Source organism: Caproiciproducens puteiluti, assembly GCF_052442865.1.
GTDB lineage: Bacteria > Bacillota > Clostridia > Oscillospirales > Acutalibacteraceae > Caproiciproducens.
Window position 1 is genome coordinate 590676 of record NZ_CP194790.1, and the last position, 22025, is coordinate 612700.

At 43.8% G+C, this 22025-nt stretch carries 18 protein-coding genes and 1 pseudogene; 13 read left to right on the plus strand and 6 right to left on the minus strand.

What is annotated here, in order from left to right:
• Positions 1 to 604 precede the first annotated feature (604 nt).
• The 3 genes from ACRQU7_RS02915 to ACRQU7_RS02925 are packed head-to-tail and all read left to right on the plus strand — an operon-like array spanning position 605 to position 5084.
• Positions 605 to 994 carry a helix-turn-helix domain-containing protein gene (locus tag ACRQU7_RS02915; RefSeq protein ID WP_444643545.1) on the plus strand — a complete coding sequence of 130 codons (390 nt, stop codon included), beginning with the start codon at positions 605 to 607 and terminating at the stop codon, positions 992 to 994.
• Between the two features lie 12 nt (positions 995 to 1006).
• Positions 1007 to 2260, plus strand: a complete 1254-nt coding sequence (locus ACRQU7_RS02920) for an ImmA/IrrE family metallo-endopeptidase (protein WP_444643547.1) — start codon at positions 1007 to 1009, stop codon at positions 2258 to 2260.
• Positions 2250 to 5084, plus strand: coding sequence for a DEAD/DEAH box helicase family protein (locus ACRQU7_RS02925; protein WP_444643549.1), 2835 nt, complete (start codon positions 2250 to 2252; stop codon positions 5082 to 5084). Before ACRQU7_RS02920 ends, ACRQU7_RS02925 begins: the two co-directional genes overlap by 11 nt.
• Before the next feature lie 37 nt (positions 5085 to 5121).
• Here ACRQU7_RS02925 and ACRQU7_RS02930 read toward each other — a convergent pair whose 3' ends face one another.
• The 6 genes from ACRQU7_RS02930 to ACRQU7_RS02955 all read right to left on the minus strand — a co-directional run bounded on the left by ACRQU7_RS02930 (position 5122) and on the right by ACRQU7_RS02955 (position 12433).
• Entirely contained in the window at positions 5122 to 6465 is a 1344-nt protein-coding gene (locus ACRQU7_RS02930; RefSeq protein WP_444643554.1) for a DNA methyltransferase, read from the minus strand.
• Positions 6462 to 8513 carry a DNA methyltransferase gene (locus ACRQU7_RS02935; protein WP_444643556.1) on the minus strand — a complete coding sequence of 684 codons (2052 nt, stop codon included), beginning with the start codon at positions 8511 to 8513 and terminating at the stop codon, positions 6462 to 6464. Before ACRQU7_RS02935 ends, ACRQU7_RS02930 begins: the two co-directional genes overlap by 4 nt.
• 84 nt (positions 8514 to 8597) lie before the next feature.
• Complete coding sequence (locus ACRQU7_RS02940) at positions 8598 to 10580, minus strand: DNA polymerase (protein WP_444645491.1); 1983 nt, start codon at positions 10578 to 10580, stop codon at positions 8598 to 8600.
• Positions 10581 to 10645: 65 nt separating this feature from the next.
• Positions 10646 to 10798 (minus strand): hypothetical protein, encoded by a 153-nt coding sequence (locus tag ACRQU7_RS02945; RefSeq protein ID WP_444643558.1) that lies wholly within the window; start codon positions 10796 to 10798, stop codon positions 10646 to 10648.
• A gap of 70 nt (positions 10799 to 10868) precedes the next feature.
• Positions 10869 to 11432: a DUF2815 family protein gene (locus ACRQU7_RS02950; RefSeq protein WP_444643560.1), complete on the minus strand. Its 564-nt coding sequence runs from the start codon at positions 11430 to 11432 to the stop codon at positions 10869 to 10871.
• Between the two features lie 14 nt (positions 11433 to 11446).
• Complete coding sequence (locus tag ACRQU7_RS02955) at positions 11447 to 12433, minus strand: DUF2800 domain-containing protein (protein WP_444643562.1); 987 nt, start codon at positions 12431 to 12433, stop codon at positions 11447 to 11449.
• On the opposite strand from ACRQU7_RS02955, the pseudogene ACRQU7_RS02960 reads away from it, so the two are divergent.
• From ACRQU7_RS02960 to ACRQU7_RS03005, 10 genes and pseudogenes are all read left to right on the plus strand, one after another.
• Positions 12398 to 12898: pseudogene (locus ACRQU7_RS02960) on the plus strand (helicase-related protein); the annotation flags it as partial. The gene ACRQU7_RS02955 and the pseudogene ACRQU7_RS02960 sit on opposite strands and share 36 nt — an antisense overlap.
• A 45-nt stretch (positions 12899 to 12943) precedes the next feature.
• Positions 12944 to 13171, plus strand: coding sequence for a hypothetical protein (locus ACRQU7_RS02965; protein ID WP_444643564.1), 228 nt, complete (start codon positions 12944 to 12946; stop codon positions 13169 to 13171).
• Positions 13168 to 13584, plus strand: coding sequence for a hypothetical protein (locus ACRQU7_RS02970; RefSeq protein WP_073587013.1), 417 nt, complete (start codon positions 13168 to 13170; stop codon positions 13582 to 13584). The genes ACRQU7_RS02965 and ACRQU7_RS02970 overlap by 4 nt, the downstream gene beginning before the upstream one ends.
• Positions 13585 to 13703: 119 nt before the next feature.
• Positions 13704 to 14072 (plus strand): HNH endonuclease, encoded by a 369-nt coding sequence (locus tag ACRQU7_RS02975; RefSeq protein ID WP_444643566.1) that lies wholly within the window; start codon positions 13704 to 13706, stop codon positions 14070 to 14072.
• Positions 14073 to 14167: 95 nt separating this feature from the next.
• Positions 14168 to 14719: a P27 family phage terminase small subunit gene (locus tag ACRQU7_RS02980; RefSeq protein WP_444643568.1), complete on the plus strand. Its 552-nt coding sequence runs from the start codon at positions 14168 to 14170 to the stop codon at positions 14717 to 14719.
• 18 nt (positions 14720 to 14737) lie between these two features.
• On the plus strand, positions 14738 to 15916 hold the full coding sequence (metK, locus tag ACRQU7_RS02985) for a methionine adenosyltransferase (RefSeq protein WP_444643570.1): 1179 nt from the start codon (positions 14738 to 14740) through the stop codon (positions 15914 to 15916).
• Entirely contained in the window at positions 15891 to 17132 is a 1242-nt protein-coding gene (locus ACRQU7_RS02990) for a site-specific DNA-methyltransferase (protein WP_444643572.1), read from the plus strand. Before metK ends, ACRQU7_RS02990 begins: the two co-directional genes overlap by 26 nt.
• A gap of 130 nt (positions 17133 to 17262) precedes the next feature.
• Positions 17263 to 18996, plus strand: coding sequence for a siphovirus ReqiPepy6 Gp37-like family protein (locus tag ACRQU7_RS02995; protein ID WP_444643574.1), 1734 nt, complete (start codon positions 17263 to 17265; stop codon positions 18994 to 18996).
• Between the two features lie 18 nt (positions 18997 to 19014).
• A complete protein-coding gene (locus tag ACRQU7_RS03000; protein WP_444643576.1) occupies positions 19015 to 19518 on the plus strand; it encodes a hypothetical protein in 504 nt (167 codons plus the stop codon).
• 11 nt (positions 19519 to 19529) lie between these two features.
• Positions 19530 to 22001 carry a hypothetical protein gene (locus tag ACRQU7_RS03005; protein WP_444643578.1) on the plus strand — a complete coding sequence of 824 codons (2472 nt, stop codon included), beginning with the start codon at positions 19530 to 19532 and terminating at the stop codon, positions 21999 to 22001.
• Positions 22002 to 22025: the final 24 nt, after the last annotated feature.

The following is a 22025-nucleotide window of genomic DNA, read 5'->3' on the forward strand; positions in this document are numbered from 1 at the left end:
TTATTAAGTGTTGAAGAATCAGTATGTATCCTCGCCTAAAGTCGCGCGCCCTTCAGGACTTAAGATGTTCTGCTAGTTTAAGGTCTTGGCGGACCTTTATATCAAACGGGAGCTACCCGGATGATTTCAGAAAAATTAATACAAAAAGCCACGTCGATGCTTTGTACAGATAAGACCAAGAAATGGTCATAATCTGCAGCATAGCGCATCAACGTGGCTTTCCTGCGAGTAAAGAGCTATTAAGTTGTGGTCGAAGGTGGCCTCAAATACTTGTTGCCAGATGGAATCTTAATATAAATGAGCTTTTTGCCGTTTGCTTTACACTTGTGACGTTCAACAATCCGTCCACCAGCTAGATGACTTGTATCCAGTTCGCCAAAACAGCAATGTTTTTTGCCATGGTCGCATTTGGGTTCCTGGCATCGAATATCAACGTAAGCCATTTTGGATCTCCTTTCCATTTATTTTACCTAATTGTACCATATTAGCGGACAAGTGTCAATAATACTGGTTCGATTTGTCCGCAATAGTTGAAATAAATTTATAAAAGGGTTTACTTTTGCGGACAAAGCGGTTATAATATATACAAAAGGAGGACTGAACAATGAATATAGGAGAGAAAGTTAAGTCCTTGCGCAAGCAGAGTAATATGTCACTACGTGAATTAGCGCAGAACACAGGCCTTTCTAAAACGACATTGAGTGATTTGGAGAATGGTACAAAGAACCCTTCACTCGATACTGTTGAGAAGATTGCCACTGCCTTTGGTTTGACTTCGTCTGATTTATTACAGAAAACAGACAATCCAGAGGATCTTGTGTCTTCAGCCAAAGATAGTAGTTCTGAGCTATTGGCGGGACTTTCAAAATCGGGTGACCTAATTAAAGTACTGTATCGAGCTAAAGATGCGCCAAAGGAAACAATGGACCAGATGGCAATCTTCTTAGATACCCTGTTAAAAACGCAGGAACAAAAAAGCGAAAACGAAAAATAGTTAGGAGGTACTATGTTAAAACCAGTTCCGGATAAACCAAGACGGAACTTTGTCAAAAAAGCAGCTCGAACTTTTATGTTAGCTTCTAAGCAGGATGAGTTACCTATTGACGTTGATAGTCTATTTGAAGACAACGGCTGGCTACTAATGCCAGCTGAAACTGCTGAACAACAAGTGGGAATGTCAATTCCTATAGAGTTTTGGCAGAACGACTCAGCAGAAGCGCTTACTTGTTATTACGCAGATAAGTTCATAACTTTGTACAAGACGCAAGGTAGAATACCTCAAAAAATTAGGTTTACGAAAGCCCATGAACTTGGGCACATTGTTCTTAATCATCTAACTGATTATGAACAACCGGATTCCTTCAGTATTGAGAGAAGCTCTGAGTACCATACGTTGGAACGTGAGGCCGAGATGTTTGCCGCGGAAGTTCTTGCGCCAACACCGGTTTTGCGCGACATTGATTTGTTTGAAGCACAATACATTCAAACAGTCTGCGACATTTCAGAGTCTGCTGCAGATATTACGGTGAGCGACATCAATCTTGACTTAAATGTAAGCGAAGCTGATAAAAATGCTGTTTTGAGAAAGTTCCATAAATTTATTTACTCAGCTAGTTACTTGAAGAGGGTCAGAAAAAATACTTGTCCTTTGTGTGGCGTAGCATTAAGCGGTAATGAGAACCACTGCCAGGTATGCGGGGAGAAAATTCATAGGAGCCTTTACGATCACCCTAAGTTGTATGGCTCACCACCACAGACGCATAATGGGAGATTACTATATTGCCCAAAATGTAAAAATGCCGTCTTAAGAGGCGGCAGGGTAGAGTGTCCAAATTGCGGGCAATCATTGTATAATAAATGTACAAATCCGGAGCATAAATGGCTGCTTCCGGGATTTGCTCGTTATTGCCCCTATTGTGGCGAAGTGACTACATACTATAGCAGTGGCGTTATTACTGAATGGCGGGTAGATAACTACAATGCAGATATTGAGCAGGACCTTTTTTATAAACATATTGATGGAGTGCCTGTCTCCGTTGATTGGCATTTCTGGGTTCATCGGATTTTACCGAAGGAAAACGTTAATCTTTACATAATACTTAAAGACTCGGTGGCAACCGTCGAGTATGGTGATCTTGTAGTGTATGCGAACATTGATGAACTTCCTGAAGCGTACATACGGGAGTCAATGCTTAGGTATTGCGGGATGGATGTAATATCGATAAATATAGAAAATGGAGGTTTTATGTATGACGTTTAATAAGATTTTCAAAAAGCAGTTTACCTGCTGGGATGAAGTTGAACAGGACATCGAGGCAATTGAAATAATGAAAGAAAAAGGTGATGCTTTTGAACAGTTCGCCTTTGCTTATTTCACCTACTTCAAGGACATTTATCAAGTAAAAGAACTTTTCATGGGGCCAGACATCCCCGACGAGTATAAGGTTAAATTCAAATTGGAAAAGAAGGACAGTGGGGTAGATGGGCTTATTATTAAAGAAGATGGTTCATCGGTAGCCTATCAAGTTAAGTTCCGTAATGCCCAGGAAGCACCTTCATACGATGATCTTACTTCGTTCTGGGCTGAATCTGAGCATACCACAGAAAGATGTATCTTTGCCAACTGTTATACATTACCTAAACAATCCTACAAGAAAAAGGACCAGTTTATGATCCTTAGGGATAGCCTTACAGCATTAGATGTGGACTTTTTTTCGTGGTTGTATAACTTTGCTAACACTGGAGATACCACAAGTAAGAAACAAAAGTATGAGCCGCTTCCTCACCAAGATAAGATGATCGATGAGGTATTGGATGGGTTCTTAAATGCTGACAGAGGTAAGCTCCTTGCGGCATGTGGTACAGGTAAGACTTTGACAGCCCTTTGGATTAAAGAAAGTCTCGATTGTCATGTCGTCTTATTTGTAGCACCTAACCTTGCTCTTATTAAACAGACCTTGGAATCCTGGATGCCTCAAGCGTCAAAGCCTTTTAGCTATTTATGTGTTTGCAGTGATGAAACGGTAGCTCAAATGGGTAACGAGGATGATTTCGTTGCAGACATCTCGTATATAGATGTTCCAGTTACAACTGATTATGATAAAATTAAGAGCTTTATAGATCATCCGACTGAAAAAGATAAAGTTATTTTCTCGACCTATCAGTCCCTTGATGCTGTTGTGCTTGCTCTTCAAAGTTGTGCTGGTTTTTCATTTGATATTGCCTTCTTTGATGAAGCGCACAGAACTGCAGGAAATAAAGATTCTCAAATGTTCGTTTATGGTATGAACGATGAGTTTATTCCTTGCAAAAAACGTTTGTATATGACGGCAACAGAGAGATTTGTAAATCCTCATATTGTTGGCCGAGCGAAGCAGCTAAACTACGAGGTGTTCTCAATGGATAACATTGAGCAGTATGGTACAACGTTTACTGCACTTCCTTTTCGGGACGCTATTGATCAAGGCATTATAAGTGATTATAAGATTGTTCTCTGCTGCATGAATGAGAGTGAGCTAAAGAAAATCATACAGGACAACCAGATTATTAGCTTGGGGGATCATCAGGTTGATGCGCAAACATTATTCAAGCAGGTGCTTCTCGCAAAGACAATGGACGATATTGGCATTAATAAAGTAATCTCTTATCACCGTAATATTGAGATGGCAAAAGAATTCATAAACCCGACAAATGGCGCACCAATTTCTGAAGTTGTTTCTGATATTTCAGAAGACATCGAGTTTGCTGATGTATATACCGGTCACATTAATGGTACTATGTCTGCGGGGGCTCGCAAGGAAATATTTGATGCTTTTATCAAAGCTCCTTATGGTGTTATTTCTAATGCCCGCTGTTTGACCGAAGGTGTTGATGTTCCGATTATTGATGCTGTCTATTTTGCGGAACCTAAGAATTCCATCGTCGATATTATTCAGGCTGTTGGTCGTTCTTTGAGGAAGGATAAAAACAAGCCGGACAAGGTGTCTTACATCATCATCCCGATGGTTATCTCTGATAGTGTAGCCAAGTTCGAGGATATTGACCCGAAGGAGTTTAGCACCCTTCATTCTGTAATCCAGGCATTGCGCGACCAGGACCGCATTCTTGCGGACTATATCGATAAATTAAACCTGCGTGCAGCCAAGGGTAAAGGAAAGGGTGGCACGGACCCTGATGCGCCTATTATTGTTGAGCTTTCTGAACAGCTTAACATTGATGATTTCTCAGAAAGCCTTAGCCTACGCATCGCAGAGGTAAATAAAGATCCTAGTAACATTGCTAAGGAGTTTATTGTAACTCGTGCCTCAAGAACATCTGGTACTAAGAGAACTTTCAGGACTGTTGGTGACTATACAGTAGATGCGTACTATAATAATCTTGTCATTCCTACATTAGAGAAGTATGCTAACTTTGCCATTGGTTTGCCTCGGGAGTCCATTACTATCGATCACAACAATGTTTCTCATTGCGTTAAAATAGGTGCCCTCGAAGAAAGAGACTTAAAGTTCTATGTAACGGACATAGGCAAAGCCATGTTTGAATACAGAGATTTGTACATTGATATTTTCAGAGAACAAATGCTCAAATACTATGAGCTTGATGCGATAACACGCATTCCGAAATTTCCTTACAGGATGGCGCTTCGCGTTATTGCAAAGCTTGGTCATATCACTAAATTTGAATTTGTTTATTCACTTTATATCGGTAGGCACTTTGGAACAAGAGGAGAAGAAGATGCCATTGAAAGAGTTCAATATTTAAGGGACACATATCCCAATATAGATATTCTGAATGAAGCAAATAAGCGTATCGTCTTGGATTCCCTGAACTCCAAGTTTGACACAACGCTTACCTTCGAAGATATTTGGACTTCAAGGACAACAGTGTATAACCAGTTCAACTACATCAAGAAACACCTTCTGTCGTGGGATGAAATTTTTGATGCCAATTCACCAAAGGATGTTATAGCTCTTTTTCCAAATGGAGCGGACTTGATTGAAGAGGAGCTTAATAAATCATCCGAGATCGAATCGTGTCCTCTTGACTCGCTGAGACGAAACTATACTCAATACAAAGCATATTAATAAAAATGCGGAGAGCTTTGATGGCCCTCCGCATTTTTTAATTTTTAATAAGTTCAATAATACTTTCCCTCAACGTAGTTTTCAGGAATGGATATTTGTTAAGCTGCTGCGTGGAAGTCCTGGCTTTGCGGCATTCTATGATCCTTCCAACTCGGAAGTTTTCCTGCTCGCCAAAGTAAGCAAGTAGTAAATCGGTAGGTACAATCTTTCCCACATAGGCAGACTGGCCAACAACGATGTAGGTCTTTTTTCCGGATTCTAGACAAAGAGAACATTGTCGTATTATCTCATGCATATCAGAGAAGTATGCTCTGATCATATTAGGAACTTTTCGAGTTCGCGTGTCTTTCTTGCCAGTTTCTTTTTCCTTTTCTGGGATAGCATCTTCGATTTCTTTTGCAATTAAGTCTACATATTTATCACAAGTATCTTGGGTCTCTCCTCCTATAAAGGATCGGACAGCATGTTTTCTTAATTCATTGATGCCGTTCATCCCGTTGGCAAAATCGCCCATTACGAGTTCAAGTTTGTAGGACTCAAAGTAATCAAATGAATTTGCATATGGTGGCGAGAAGATAATTGCACCAGCCTTAATGTCCGGACCATATTTCAAAAATTCATCATAAAGATTATAGGCAGTACCATAAAGCCCTAATCCTTTTGTGCCAGGGAATGGCTGGATAATCTTTACATCCTCGATGATTAGGTTGACCTTGTCACTAAAGAACTGAGCAACACTGTCGACCTTCGAGGCCTGAACTTTTAATCCGTTTCCGTCGCGCTTTCTTTCTGAACATTCCATAATAATGGAAAGATACGCTGCAAACAAGATGGCTTTTGCTTTAGACTCAGAAATAGTATCGATGTATGTCTTTATCCGCACAAGTTCATTGAAGTGTCCTGGTTTAAAATATTTTCGTACATCTTCATATCCTGCCTTTGTGACAGTTTCCTGAGAAGAGAGGGCCTCATCAAGTAGCGAAAGAACTTGCTTGATATCTACATCTGCATAATGAGCGATTTTTGCATCTGTAATGAATGCGGACATTGGATTTACATCGAGGCCTATTGAGTTAAAACCATTTAAGACAGCTACAACGTTTGTCGTTCCAGAACCGCAGAATGGATCAATTATGTATTCATCCTTTTTGGCCCCTGACATATTGATTAGCTCCGTAATTAGTTCACTTGCAAAACCTTCTCTATACTTAAACCATTGATGATAAGGTACGGTCGCATTAGTGGAGAAGTTAACTAGATTGTGGTATTTCTCCTGTGCTGTTTCTATTTTGTACTTAGATTCTAAAGAAAGCAGAAAAGACTGCAATTCTTCAGAATTATATATTTTTGTGGTTTTTAGAAGTTCTTTTATATAAATCACCCTTTCCTCCAGATCCCGTCCTCGCACACAAGGGTTTCCTTAAGTTGATTCTCCAGATAGTCATTAGAGAATGAAGAAATATCCTCTATTTCTGTGCCGGAAGTCATGCACCAAAGAATATATTGCATCAATTTATTGGTCATATTTGTTAGTACCTTTTGATAAAGTTCAGGTGTACTGTATGATTTTCGACGTCTAAATAGCTTCTTTATAGTTTCATCAATTGACTCCCTAATAATGACTGAAAACCCTTTAGAACCATCGACGTCAATTTCTGTGGTTCCTTTTCTGAATGAATATATGAAGTCACCTTGAATGTTACCCGAAAAGCGCAGGTGAGCAGTATTTTTATAGGCTTCAATATAATCTTGAAACAAAATACCGTCTTCGGGCAAGTAGAACCCAGCCCTCGCAACTGCCTTGAGCATAGCTACCCAAACCTTTATATTTTTGTTGTTAAAAGTGAAAACAAGGTAGCCACCCGGCTTTAATGTTCTCGCACCTTCTAAATAAACTCCATATAGGAGTTCCTCATAATCGTCTACCGTCTTAGAACCCTCAAAATTGCTCTTCCTGTTTACAACAGCTTCCTCATCTTTGTAGATAAAGCTATCAAGTTTGTTATAAATTGCATACCAAGCATTCCATATAGTGGACAGTTCTGCGTATTGGACATTACTACCGTAAGGAGGATCAGTGATAATTACATCGACCGATTCATCAGGGATAGGAATGTCAGAAGCACTTTGATTTAGAACCATATAGCTGTTATGCAGCTTCATGTCCTCAAAATTATTTACTTCGACTACATCAGTAGGGATGTTATTTGCAGAATATTCACAGCCCCGTATTATCGCCTTTGCTCTTTGCGATAGTACGTCCAGTATGTTAGTTTCAACATATTGATTAGGGAGCCAAAAAGCATGTTTATCCATAGCGGTTGGCTTCCCGCCTTCCCAATTATCAGTAACTCTTGTCATTTTATTTGTATAACGAAGAGATGAGCTGAAAAGGAAGTAAATATACTCGTTAAGTTGTGAACCTGTTTTGCCTTTGAGTTGCATGATTTCATTAAAAATCAAGCAGTTAAGAGTATAGTTGCGATCCGTAAAAAAATCGCTATACCTAATTACTCCTTTTTCTTGAAGCTTATCCTCGTATTGACGGTCCCAATCATCGGGGATTTTAAATTCTGGTTTATAAGGAAGCGTCTCGATGATGTGTTCAAAATTGTACTTCTCAAGCGTTGGAAGATTATCCATTGTAAGCTCGCGTATGCGGGTTTTCTTTGTTTTCGAAGATTTATAATTCACGCGAACTGGACGGCTACTTTCCGGAGCACACAACACGCGCTTGACTCCATTTTTGTGTCCAGTACATTTTTTATTTGGACAATAATAAACGCCATTTGTAGCTTTATTAATCTCGAGAAGCTCAATGATAGAACCACACTCAGGACATTTTACTGTATAGACCCATTCGATCCATAAAGCGATTCCTTGGTCATCGTCGAATTTTACAGTGTACCAATCTGCATACTTCTTTTCTAATGTGAGCAAAAAACGTCGGTAAAAATCTTTGAGTTCTCCAATTTCACCATTGAACATCTGCATGCGAGTTATGAAAGTAGCCAGAGGATTGATATCGATACCTATGGGCTTTCTGCCGAGCGCAGCGGATTCAAAGATTGTAACACCACCACCGCAAAAGCAATCGAGTATAATGTCTCCTTTATTGGTGTAGTGTTTGATTATATGCCTAAAAACGTTATAAGGCCTCCTTGCAAAATACTTATGCATTTGGTATTGAGCGGTGTGGCGTTCGGCTTTTATTGATATTTTTAATGGTAAGATCTCCATGATAGTTTTCCTTTCTGTCTGGTAGCGAAGAGATCGGCCATCTTCCGGCTTAATAGCATCGTCCGGGATTACCCAAGTTGACCCAACTAATTCTGCGCCAGGAACACGTCCTTCTTTGCAAAGGACAAGCACGCGTCTTTTAGTTAGTCCCCAGAGTTCTGATGCCGTTTTAGCAGACATGTATCCCATATTGGCCACCACCTTTCCTGGTTATTATATACCCAATCGCGAATAATAGCAACAAATATCGTTCTTAACAGGCTAGTTAATATTTTAATCTTTCTTATAAAACATTGTCTCATAGCCATCGGCTCTAAGCGCTAAGCCTTTCATCCAGGGTGGCGTTCTTCCCATCTGCTCACAAACTTCTTTAAGGGAAACATCTATGCTGCATTCAATAATTAGCTCGTCATGGACGTGACCGCAGATAAAGTAATGGCAAAGTGTCTTCATAGCGTAGGCCAAGATATCCCTGCTGATTGCCTGGACAACATTTTCCGTAAACTTCGGCCCATAACTTTCGATTCGTTCCCACTTCTTAGTGTTGCCGGTTCCCTCGTAGGTGACAGACTCACCACCGAACTGGTTCTGTTCGATTTTAGGCTTTACATAGGACAGCCTCCTGCCGGAAGGAAGCTCAATAAAAAGCATACCCTTCTGGTAGCAGAAATTAATGCCATGTGTTTTGGTATGTGTTCTTAAACGAACTGCTTCTTTAACATTTCTGTCAACATCCCACCACAGCTTTGTGATCTTTGGGTTTGACGCTCTCCAAGAATCAACCAGCGGCTGCAATTCTTCTTCAGTAAGGCCCATTTCCAATGCTCCCATAGCCTTAAGAGCTCCAACACTGCCGCCGTATCCAAGTGCTAATTCTGCGACTTTCCCTTTTTGCCGGAGGTGGCTATTTAGACCATGCTTCTCAACCGGTACATGGAACATAGCAGAAGCGGAAGCGCAGTAGATATCACCATTGCTTTCAAAGACATCTAATCTCCATTGCTCCCCGGCTAAGAAGGACAGAACCCTAGCCTCGATAGCACTAAAGTCGCACACAATATATTTGTATCCTGACCTTGGAATAAAAGAGGTTCGGATAAGCTGAGAAAGTGTATCCGGCACATCTTCATAAAGAAGTTTTACAGCATCATAATCTCCGAGCTTAACAAGGTATCGTGCATCTTCCAAATCAGGGATATGGTTCTGAGGAAGGTTCTGCAATTGTATATGCCTGCCTGCCCAGCGACCCGAACGTGAAGCACCATAATATTGGAACATGCCGCGAGCCCTTCCATCTAAGCAGACGGTGTTCTGCATGGCCTGATACTTTTTAACGCTACTTTTTGCAAGCTGCTGACGAAGTAGAAGTACGTCCCGTTGATCCTCCGGCGAAGTCTTTATAAGTGCTGCGACATTCTTTTTGCCAAGCGACTCGGTCTCAACACCATTATCAGAAAGCCACTGTTTTACCTGGACAACGCTGTTTGGGTTATCGAGGTTGGTAAGCTCCTTCATTGCAGCAGTAAGTTCTTCTTTGGATTTCTCATCAAAGATGATGGCATTTTTAACGATGCCCATATCAAGCAGGATGCCTCTGTCATTAATTTCTTGATCCAGATGGTATTCATCCCATATAAACTCAGGTACTGGATAGCTTTCTAGTCGCTTCTTAACTGCCTGTTCCGCCTCAACATCTCGGATATTGTATTTTTTAAATAAGGACCATTTTTCCATATCATGTGCAGGCAGGTTACGAGTACGGCCACCATTTACTTTGGTGGGTTTGCATGGAACGCAGAAATATTTGATTAGATCTTTGCCTTCTTTTAACTTCTGTTCACCGAGTTTAAGAACTGCGCCTACACCTTCAAGTGAAAGTGGTAAGCCCATATAAGCAGACCATATCATGCTGCAGCGCCAAGAAGATGGATCAAGGTAACCTCCAACAGTGTCTTCAGGAATGCTATAGCTGCTAAACTTATCCGGGTAGTGCTTACGAAGCCAATATGATAAACAGACACGTTCGAATGAAGCATTAAAGGCCCATTTAGTTATACAATCATCGGCTAATGCATTTAATATATCTTCTGGGATTTTCTCACCCAAGGCGAGGTCAATAACGTGTACCTCACCGCCATTAATTGCGTAACCAAACAGGAGGACTTCAAAGCTCGGAGATTCTGCATAGCGATAGACGCCACACTTACCAAGGTCCACATCCGAGTAAGTTTCAAGGTCAAGAGAAAGTGTTTTTATATCTTCCATAACATCCTCCTTTCAAAAGAATAAGGGCGGCAGCAGGAGTGCCACCGCCCAAGCAATTAAAACTTTTCAAGTGGATCAAAGTTTTTCTTTGCTTTTTCTTTCTTGTGCTTTTTGATGGCGTCATTAATTTCAGTTACGACCCAGAATAGGGCTCCGATGATAAACACGCCGTATAAAGTAATAAGTTCAATAACAAGAATAGTTTCCATATGATTTACCTCATTTCTTTGATTGTCTAAGGTGGCAGGTTTTCCTACCACCCGGATTGTCAGTTACTGTTTAGGAAAGGAAGTCTTCATCATCCTCAGTAGCGAAGTCGTCTTCGGCATTAGACTTACCGCCAAGATGCTCACCATCACGGATCTTCTGAAGGTTATTAAGGGAACAAGCGATACCCTTATTTCCATTGGTGTTGAATGCGTAAAAATTTACACTGGCACGACCATAAACACCGGAATAAATCTCAGAACGCTCGATGATAGGCTGACGGTCTGCATCTACGATGCCAGGCGCAGAGCTGTTGTTGGCATTCATAAAGTAGGCGTTTGCATAAGCGGGATCATCCGGACGTTCTACATCGCCATCGCGAAGAGGAGTCTTAAGGGCTGCAAGAGGAGGTACAGTACGACCATTACCTTTGAGTTTGCTTTCGCCTTCGTGATAAGCTGCTTCTATTGCGGCTTTGATCTTTTCGATGGTCTTCGTGTCGGACTTAGGAATAATGAGAGATACACTGTACTTAGGGGTGCCACCATTTATGGATTTAGGCTCCCATGCATTCACATAGCTCCAACGGGTATCAGGGCCAGTAACTACTTTTAACGGATTAACTGTCTTTGTCATGATTTATTTCCTCCTTAATTTTCATCAAAATCTTCAAATGCTGAGTTGTATACAGGTCTTTTGTCATCAGCGGTAACAAGGACCGGTTTCCCAGGCGGCTTAAAGGTTAGCCCACCGAGAATATCTTCAAATGTTTTCTTGCCGAGAAGTGCTGTCATGGCTGTGATGCCGAGCAGTTTCTTCTCATACGGGTCTTTACCGGCTGCAATAACAACATCAGCTACCGCAGCTTCATCGGTGAACTTTCTGTTGGAACGACCGGCGACTAACCTAAAGCCTTCAAACTTGGTACCGTTCAGAGCTTCCTTCAGAGCATATTCCTTGACATCATTGGCCCAAGATACCAGCTCATCTGCTTTTGTAAGGATTGCTGCGATTTCATCGTTATCGAGAGTGGCAGGTACCTCAAAGTCGTACTTTGCGAGCTCCAGATTGTATTCAGCACGCTTCCTGCAGGTTGCTTTAGCCTTACAGAACTGGCAGTGCTCGCCAGCCTTGTATTCGCCCTCGCCCTTGATAGCAAGCTGTGCAGTAGGAGCCAATACTTCCTCAGCCCACTTGATTAGTTCGCTCTTAGAGATGCTGTATTCGCTAATGTTTTTCCTACGAGGCTGATAGATGATCAAGTGGATATTGTCGATGTCGTAAATGCCATCGAAAAGAGCCAAGCCTCCAAGTGCATAGCAGAACATTTGTGGATTTCTTTCCGCTGATACCTTGATTCCAAGTCCGTATTTGTAGTCAATTACGGTAAGAGTGCCGTCTGATATAATCAAACAGTCAACATGGCCATAGCCTTCTGGGACATATTTCGAGAAGTCGAGTTTCTGCTCAATAAGTATCTGAGGATCAGCACAGGTTTCTCTTGCTTTCTCAAGCTGTTCAATTACAAAGGCTGCGTAGTATTCAGCGTGGCTGTTCATTTCCTCATCGTAGAAGCTTAAAGATTCGGTCGGGTCCTTTGTATTTATAACGATAGCGGTGAAGCCCAGGTCATTCATAATCAGAAATTGGATGCATTGGAGGATATTATTGAAGCAGCTGCCGGAAAGCCGATACTTGTGGCCTATTGGTATAAGCACGACTACGAAAGAATCGTAGAAAAGCTTCATAACATAAAGGTTCCATTTTCTAAGCTGGATACCGCTGAAAGTATTAGAAGGTGGAACAACAAGGAAATACCAGTCGGTTTAATTCATCCGGCATCTGCAGGACATGGCTTAAATCTTCAAGCTGGTGGCTCTTGTATTGTGTGGTTCGGTCTTACCTGGTCATTAGAGTTATATCAACAGACAAATGCTAGGCTCTGGCGTCAGGGCCAAACAGCTGAAACGGTTGTGGTGCAGCACATCGTTACCAAAGGCACTATTGATGAGCGTATCTTGAGGGCTCTTTCCTTAAAGGACAAAAGCCAATCGGCGCTTATCGAAGCTGTCAAAGCTGATCTGCAAATGAGAGTCAAATAGAGACAATCCGTGCCAATCCGAGAAACAAAAACTTGGAGGTGCGATATGGAACCATATGAAAGTTTAGCGAATGCGATTATAGTACAGGCAGTCAAGGATTACCGGGAAGCCTTGCAGCGTTTGGACCGTCACCCAGAGAAAAATGACTACAAAGCTGAAGTTAAATCTATTGAGCGCTTCTTCTGTTCCAACTGGTATCAGATGTTGACTGATCTAGACGGTACCCTCTTAATGCGCAAGATACGAGAAAAACTGGAGGTGGCTTGCCTATGACTGCTAAAGAATATCTGTCCCAAGCCTATCGTTTGGACCAGCGTATCAACAGCAAGCTGGAGCAGGTTGCTTCGTTGAATGATCTGGCAACCAAATGCACGACCACGCTAACAGGGATGCCACGTAATCCGAATCATGGTACATCTATGATGGCGGACGCTATTTGTAAAATCATTGATCTTCAGAACGAAATCAACAGAGACATTGATCGCCTTGTGGATTTAAAGGGTGAAATAATAGGAGTCATAAAAGCGGTGGACAGTTTGGAGTGCCAGACACTCCTGGAGCTAAGATACCTATGCTTTAAATCGTGGGAACAAATTGCAGTGGACCTGGGTTATAATGTGCGCCACGTTTATCGACTGCACGATGTTGCCACCTCACTGATTAAACTTCCTGAAACAAGTCAGTGAATGTCACTGTTTGTCAGTGTGGTTCATGTGTTACTATTACAATAGAGAAATAGAATTCAAAGGCCATCGTGGAGAGATCTGCGGTGGCTTTTGTTATGCCCTGAAAGTGAGGTGACCCAATGCCCTACAAACCTAAGCGTCCTTGTGCTTACCCCGGCTGCGGTCGGCTTGCTGAACGTGAGCAATACTGTGCCGAACATCAAAAAGCAATGGACAAACATTACAACCAGTACGAACGTGACCCTGCTTCCAACAAACGATATGGTCGTGCTTGGAAGCGTATCCGTGACCGCTACATCAAGTCGCATCCTATCTGTGAGGAATGTGACAAGCAAGGTAAGCTCACTCCTGCCGAAGAGGTACACCACATCCTTCCGCTTTCCAAAGGCGGTGGCAACGAGAAGAGCAATCTCATGGCCCTTTGTAAATCCTGCCACTCCAGAATAACTGCTGAGAGCGGTGACCGGTGGGGGCGGTCAAATCTCTAAAACTTTTTAAAGCGGACAGCGGCGTGGGGCTTCGTGTTAAAAAACGCGGTTTCAAACGAGGGAATAGCCCCAACCCTGCGAAGTGAGGTGAAAATATGGCGAAAGACGGTACAAATCGAGGCGGCGCTCGTGTAGGTGCAGGTGCGAAAAAGAAGCCCCTGGCTGACAAAATCGCCGAAGGCAATCCAGGAGGTAGAAAACTGACGGTGATGGAATTTAAGGATACGGCAGACCTCACAGGACTTGAAATGCCCGAGCCAAATAAAATGCTCGAAGCTATACAAAAAGACGGCAAGGCACTGGTTGCAGGAGAAATCTACAGAAATACATGGCAGTGGCTGAACGAACGCGGATGTGCTGTTCTCGTATCGCCGCAGTTGTTGGAACGCTACGCCATGAGCGTGGCTCGTTGGATTCAATGTGAGGAAGCTGTCACTGAATATGGCTTTTTAGCAAAGCACCCAACTACGGGTAATGCTATTCAAAGTCCTTATGTGGCAATGGGTCAGAATTACATGAACCAAACCAATCGGCTGTGGGTGGAGATTTTCCAGATTGTCAAAGAAAACTGTACAGGTGAATACAGTGGCGCTAGCCCGCAGGACGATGTAATGGAACGTCTGCTCAAGGCAAGGCGAGGAAAATAAATCAGATAGGAGAAAAATATGATTACTTATAAAACAGCGGAAAGTGTCTGCATGGGACATCCGGATAAACTCTGTGATCTCATTGCTGACAATATTTTGGATGCTTGTCTTCGTAAAGACAAAGCTTCTCGTGTGGCCTGTGAGGTCATGGCGACCAAAGGTAAAATTATCGTGGCGGGCGAAATCACCTGCAGCGGTAAAGTAGACATACGCTTCATCGTAAAAAATGTACTTCGTGAGGTCGGATACAATCCGTGGAAGTTCACAGTATTTATTTTTGTACACCAGCAAAGTGCAGACATTGCGGCGGGTGTAGATAATGCGCTTGAAGCAAGAAATGGTATCAATGACCCATACGGTTCTGTAGGAGCCGGTGACCAAGGCACGGTTTATGGTTACGCAACCAATGAAACCCGTGAGAACCTGCCCCTCCCACTGGTGCTTTCCCATCGCATTGTAAAACGCATTGACAACTGCCGCAAAGGAAAACTCATTAAGGGTATTCTGCCTGACGGCAAAGCACAGGTTACTGTGGAATATGAGGATGGCAAGCCCAAGCGTGTGAAAGCCATTGTAGTTTCAGCCCAGCATGATAAGAGCAAGACTCAGGAAGAATTGAAATCGGATATCCGGAGCAATGTACTTTGGCAGTGCTTTGAGGATTTTCCGTTTGATGATGATACCGAAATTCTTATTAACCCCTCCGGGAGATTTGTTGAAGGCGGTCCCGCTGCTGATACAGGTTTAACCGGCAGAAAAATCATGGTTGATACTTATGGCGGCCTTGCATCCCACGGTGGCGGTGCCCTTTGCGGCAAAGACCCGACCAAGGTTGACCGAAGCGGCGCATATATGGCGAGATACATTGCTAAGAACATCGTATGGAGCGGTCTTGCAGAGAAATGCGAGGTCGCTCTTTCTTATGCCATTGGTAAGGCAAACCCTGTGGCTGTCGACGTTACTTCCTTTGGTACTAGCAAACTCATCGATGAGCAGCTTGCCAATATTGTGCAGGATGTGTTTAACCTCCGACCAGCTGCAATCATCGAAAAACTAAGGTTGCGTAATTCCATCTACTCCGATACGGCGGTTTATGGTCATTTCAATTCCTGTCTGTTCCCGTGGGAGGATGTAAACATGTACACAAATTTAAGAAAGGCGGCTGAGAAGTATGCAGATAGAAAAACTGAAAACTGAGCTATTGATTCCAGCCGACTACAATCCTCGTAAAGACTTGAAACCCGGTGACCCGGAATACGAAAAGCTGAAACGCTCCATCGAGCAGTTCGGTTATGTAGAACCTGTTATATGGAATAAGACCACATCTCATGTTGTCGGTGGCCACCAGCGTTTGAAGGTGCTGCTTGATATGGGCATCACCGAAGTCGAGTGTGTGGTTATTGAGATGGATGAGGAAAAAGAAAAGGCCCTCAACATCGCCCTCAATAAAATCAGCGGTGATTGGGATAAGGATAAGTTGGCTCTCATCATTGCAGATTTGCAGGGCGCGGATTTTGACGTGTCCCTCACAGGCTTTGAGCCTGCTGAACTTGATGCGTTGTTTAAGGATTCGCTCAAGGACGGTATTCATGATGATGACTTCGATGTGGATGCTGAACTACAAAAGCCTGCACTCACCAAGCAAGGCGATGTCTGGAAGCTCGGGCAGCACAGGCTCGTCTGCGGTGACTCCACTAAGGCTGACACTTTTACACTACTGATGGATGGGAAACTCGCAAATCTTGTTGTAACCGACCCTCCGTACAACGTCAACTATGAAGGTTCGGCAGGTAAAATCAAAAACGATAATATGGGAAATGAAGCATTCTACATTTTTCTGCTTGAGGCGTTTAAGAACACCGAAGTGGCAATGGCTAAGGATGCTTCTATTTATGTGTTCCATGCAGATACTGAAGGTCTAAATTTCAGAAAAGCATTCTTGGAAGCAGGTTTCTACCTTTCCGGTACTTGCATCTGGAAAAAGCAGTCTCTTGTTCTCGGCCGCTCACCTTATCAATGGCAGCATGAGCCTGTTCTTTTCGGATGGAAGAAGTCTGGAAAGCACAACTGGTATGCCGATCGTAAGCAGACCACCATCTGGGAATTTGAGAAGCCGAAGAAGAGTGGTGACCATCCCACCATGAAGCCTGTGGCACTGGTAGCATACCCGATTCTTAACTCAAGCCTGACCAACTGCATCGTGCTCGATCCTTTCGGTGGTTCGGGAAGTACTCTTATTGCATGCGATCAGACAGATCGTATCTGCTACACCATTGAACTGGATGAAAAGTACTGCGACGTGATTGTAAAAAGGTATATCGAGCAAGCCGGAAACGCAGAAGGTGTATTTCTTTTGAGAGATGGTACCGAGTATAAGTATTGTGATCTGCAGGAAGTAAATGCTGAGGAGTAAACTCCAATCCATACTTTATACCGCCGATCAATCGGAACAGTTTCCCTACAGAAATATGCTCGAAACAACTTGCTATTTACAGCGTTCAGAGTGATATATGTAGTACCGAAAAAGAAAGGCGGTATAAAAAATGCAGATTAATTATAATGTAACAGGCGCAAAACGAAAATCACTGGTAGGCGCAATCAGCCAGGAACTAAATGCTCCGACAAATTACCTCGGTGCACCAACCTTCGCATACGAGGTAGGCGGCTACCATATTGACAAGAACGGGATACTCAGAGGAGATGACAATCCCGGACTGGTTGCTGACCTGCAGGGATTGCACGACTTCAAAGCTATTACAGAAGAATACGACACTCCACTCACGGAAGCAGAACCTGTACCAGAGGATGTTCAAATTCCATACGAACTTTGCGTCGCTTCGGATATTGGCATTAAGACTGTGTTCACTCCTGCCACAGGTATTTTTACAGTGACGCTTTATAGCGGAGCTAACTCCCTGGCGGTATTCTCAAAGGAGTACGAGAATCTGACTGAACAGATATATACAGAGAGTGTAGCGGATTACGCTAATACTGCACTCATCGGTGGCGAGGGTGAAGGCGCAGACCGTACATTTGTCGCCATCACAAGCGGTTCTGGGGAGACTCGCCGCGAAATCTTCGTGGATGCCAAAGACCTACGGGCTGAGGACTTTGGAACAGATTACGTCAATACTCTGACTTTTCGAGGTCAGAGTAAGCTGAATGAGCAGGCAATACGATATACGTTTGACACATCGGTCAATCCACATGGCAACTTGACCTACAAGATAGACTTCGACCTTGGGCAGACCGTCAAAGTAATCTCTAAGGCATGGGGCGTATCCATGACTACGCGAATCACCGAGATCGAAGAAACATATGACGCGGATGGGCAGAGTATCAGCGTAGTGTTTGGAAAGGCTGAGCTAACTATAGCGCAGAAAGTCCGATCCGATATGAGCGAGGTTAAAACAGCACTATTGGCCCCTACCGGCATATCAGAAGTTGCCGAAGCCCTAAGCGTCGTGGAAGGAACACTGGGTGACTTGACGCAGGTGGACCCGAAAATTCAGGGTGATGACGTCGCGGATACCTTCAACAACTTGTTTGGGAAACTTCCTGCACTCGAAATTTTTGTAGGTGCGGGTACCATATCGGTCGGTCAGTATGCCTTGTACAACATGGTACCGGGAGATACCTTATACTTCACCTCGTACAGTGGTAACAAGTTCAGCGACCAGCCAAGTGAAAATGGACACGTCTTTTTAACAAAGCATAATGGAGATAACACGGGCTATGGCTATCAGCGCGCAATGGGTTTCTTTATCAGTAGGGACACTATGACGTTTTATGTGATTTCTGTTTTTGTATTTAATAACCTATCTGGGCAGGCGAACTGGCTCAACATCAATAATGAACCAATAACTACGACTAGGCTTGCAAACGGCGCAGTCACTGGCGTAAAGATCGCAGATCGTACAATTACCGCTTCTAAAATTTCATCTGCGTTTACTGACTACTCTACGACAGAACAAAACACAGGGCGTTTATGGATTGATGGTAAGACGATTTATCGAAAGCACGTGAATCTTGGGTCACTTACTAATACGACACCGAAAAGCGTAGCTCATGGCATATCAAACCTCAGCACTGTTGTAAGTTTAACAGGCTTTGCGACAAACGGAACCGTATTCTTACCGCTGCCACTTGCTCGTTACAACAACTTCGCCTCGCAAATCGGTCTGTATATGGATACAACCAATGTCGTTGTCGAACCCGGCAATGACCGGACAACATATACAGGTTATGTGGTTATAGAGTATACGAAAACTGTTTAATAAGGAGGAAAATAGTGTATGGAGAAAAGCGGATTTTTCAACTCATCGGATGGAGACAGAGTCTACGATGCAACGGACTTTGCGGCATATTTCGGAAGCCTCGTCTCCAACGGTGTTTTTTATATGGCAGCAACAAATCTACAGGTGTCGCCAGCAATTGGCTTGGCTGTGAATGTGGCTGCAGGAAGCGCATGGATTAACGGATACCGTTATGAGAATACAGATGTCTTAAATATACCACTGACAACTGCAAACGGAAGCAATCCCCGCATTGACCGGATTGTAGTCCGTTTAAGTCAGATCAGCCGTAGCATTCAACTTGCCGTTGTTACTGGTACTCCCGCTGCAACGCCAGTGGCACCTGCTCTAACAAGAACCAGCGACATCTATGAACTTGGTATTGCAGATGTGCTTATACCTACAGCTGCTACATCAATAGTCGCAAATAACATTACTGACACCCGTCTGAATACCGACCTTTGTGGGTTGGTGAATTCGCTGGTTTCGGCGGTATATGAGTGAGGTGAATTTCTATGGCAACTTATCAGGCAACTAATGCGTGTACATGGCGTAATGGTAGCTGGATCGCAGGTGTAACAGATTATGTTCGGCAAGGGGTTTATCCTGATGCTAACAATTATGAGAACGTGGGCGCTATGCTGTTTGACCTTGCCAGCATCCGGAATACTTACGCAAACTATTATCCAACATCGGCCAGCATTCACCTTGTCAGAATAGCTGCGGGTGACTGGGGCTCCGCCAGAACCATGACGCTGTATGCAGGTAATGCTTCTGGCATGCCAGCACCCGGTTCCAGCACCAGTGTGTCCGGGAGCAGGCCCACGAAGGTTACCTCTGGGTATAACTACACCGTTTCAGCTGGACAAGGCGCAAAAGATATCGCCATTTCTACCGCGCTCATAGATTCCATCGGTAGTGGTGCCAGCAACTGCCTATTCATGGATGCAGGCTCCAGCACCTTAAACTACATGGGCTTTGGTGCAAGGGACAACTTAAGCCAGATTGTACTGACTATTAACTGGGCAAGCCGTACAACCGCTTGCAGTGCTCCAACTTCCTGCTCGTTAAATGCAACCCTCTCGGAAGGCAACGTTACTCTGTCATGGAGTGGTGCATCGGGCGGTATAAATAACTCAATATCTTCCTATGAGATACAATACAGTGATTCCGCCGACAATGTCACATGGGGAGCATGGACAGCTCTGACCACGGTAACCACAACTGCCACTAGCGGCAGCGCTTCTGTTGAACCGCCTTCGACGCGAGGTAATTATCGTAGGTTTCAGGTACGAACACGTGGTACTGCAGGAGCAAGCTATTATTCGGGCTGGAAGGTTTCGACGAATTCCGTCCGTAGAAATACGGTACCAAGTCCGGCAACCACTGCAGTCGCTTCACCCTCAAACTATAGCGACGAAACCATTACGCTGACATGGAGCGGAGCTTCCGGTGGAACCAGTGCCATCAAGGGATACCAGATTGCCAGCAGAACATCTACGGATAACAGTACCTGGAGTTCATGGAACGTTCTTACCACTCTGACACTCTCGGCAAGCGGCGGTAGTTACAACCCAAATGTATCAAGAATTCCAGGAACCTATACTCAATTCGGCATTTGGACGATAGATACTCTTGATGTGTATTCTTCAGAGGTTGTCAGTAACAGCATCTACTGCGATATTACTGCCTGCGTAGCGCCGACCGCTTGCTCAGTAAATGCAACGTTGACCGAAGGAAACGTAACCCTTTCATGGAGCGGAGCAGCCGGTGGTGCGGGAAATGCCATCACATCCTATGAGATACAATATAGTGATTCGACAGATAACAGCACATGGGGAGCATGGACAGCACTGGCTACGGTGTTTACTTCAGCGACAAGCGGCAGTGTAATCGTCAGTCCACCGACTACACGCGGGAATTATCGCCGATTCAGGGTAAGAACACGTGGCGCAGCTGGTGAGAGTTTCTACTCAGATTGGACTGTTTCCAGCAACACAGTACGCAGAAATACACTGCCTACGCCACCGACTTCCTTTACCGCCGCTCCTGCCATTTATGAATCCAGCACCGTAACTCTTACATGGAGCGGAACGATACCCGGAACCAGTGCTATCAAACAGTATGTCATTCAGCGTTCAACTTCAACGGACGGGATTAACTGGTCGGCATATGAGGCTCTGACAATCGTCGTTACAAGTGCAACCTCTGGGACATATATAGCGAACGCTTCTCAGATAGCTGGAATGTATACCCGCTACCGTATCAGCGTAACCGATACATTGGATGCAGTTTCTGCCTATGTAGTCAGCGGCACAGTAAAGAAAAACAGTCCACCGACTGCCCCAGCAATCATATGTCCCGTATCTGGCAGCTCCAGTTACAATACCACCCCGCGTTTCATGATAACAACGGGTATTGAGCCGGACGGTCAGACGCAGATTGTAGAAGTAAAAATCGACGCGGGTATTTGGATTAACAGCGTAGATAACCCTGAGATGTTTTCCGTAAGCGGCTATCTGGGCAATGGTGTAAAAACGGTGTATCAATCGGCAGCGCTGGCCGCAGGGAACCATACTGTGACCGTCCGCTGCATTGATAGTGATATAGAGTCGTCAAGTCCGGAGGTTGTACGCACTTTTACTGTATTGCCACCGCCATTTGAGACGATCACTGCGAACGAAACACATGTAAAGGCAATTCATATCCAGATGCTCCGAACTGCTGTAAATACAGTACGTAGCTATTACAATCTGTCTCAGGTGACTTGGAGTGAGGAGATTCTTGCTGGAAAGAGCACCATCAAAAACTGGCCTTTCCACATCACAGAGCTTAGAAAAGCCATCGAGTCGGTTATTACAATAGTGAACAGCTTTGATTCCTCGTCTACTTTTGATATCCCGCCCATAACCTGGTTGCCCATTGGAACTGGGCGACCAAAAGCGGATGTGATGCAACAGATTCAAGACCTGATCTTGGAGCTTTAGACACAATACAACCAATAGCGCTCT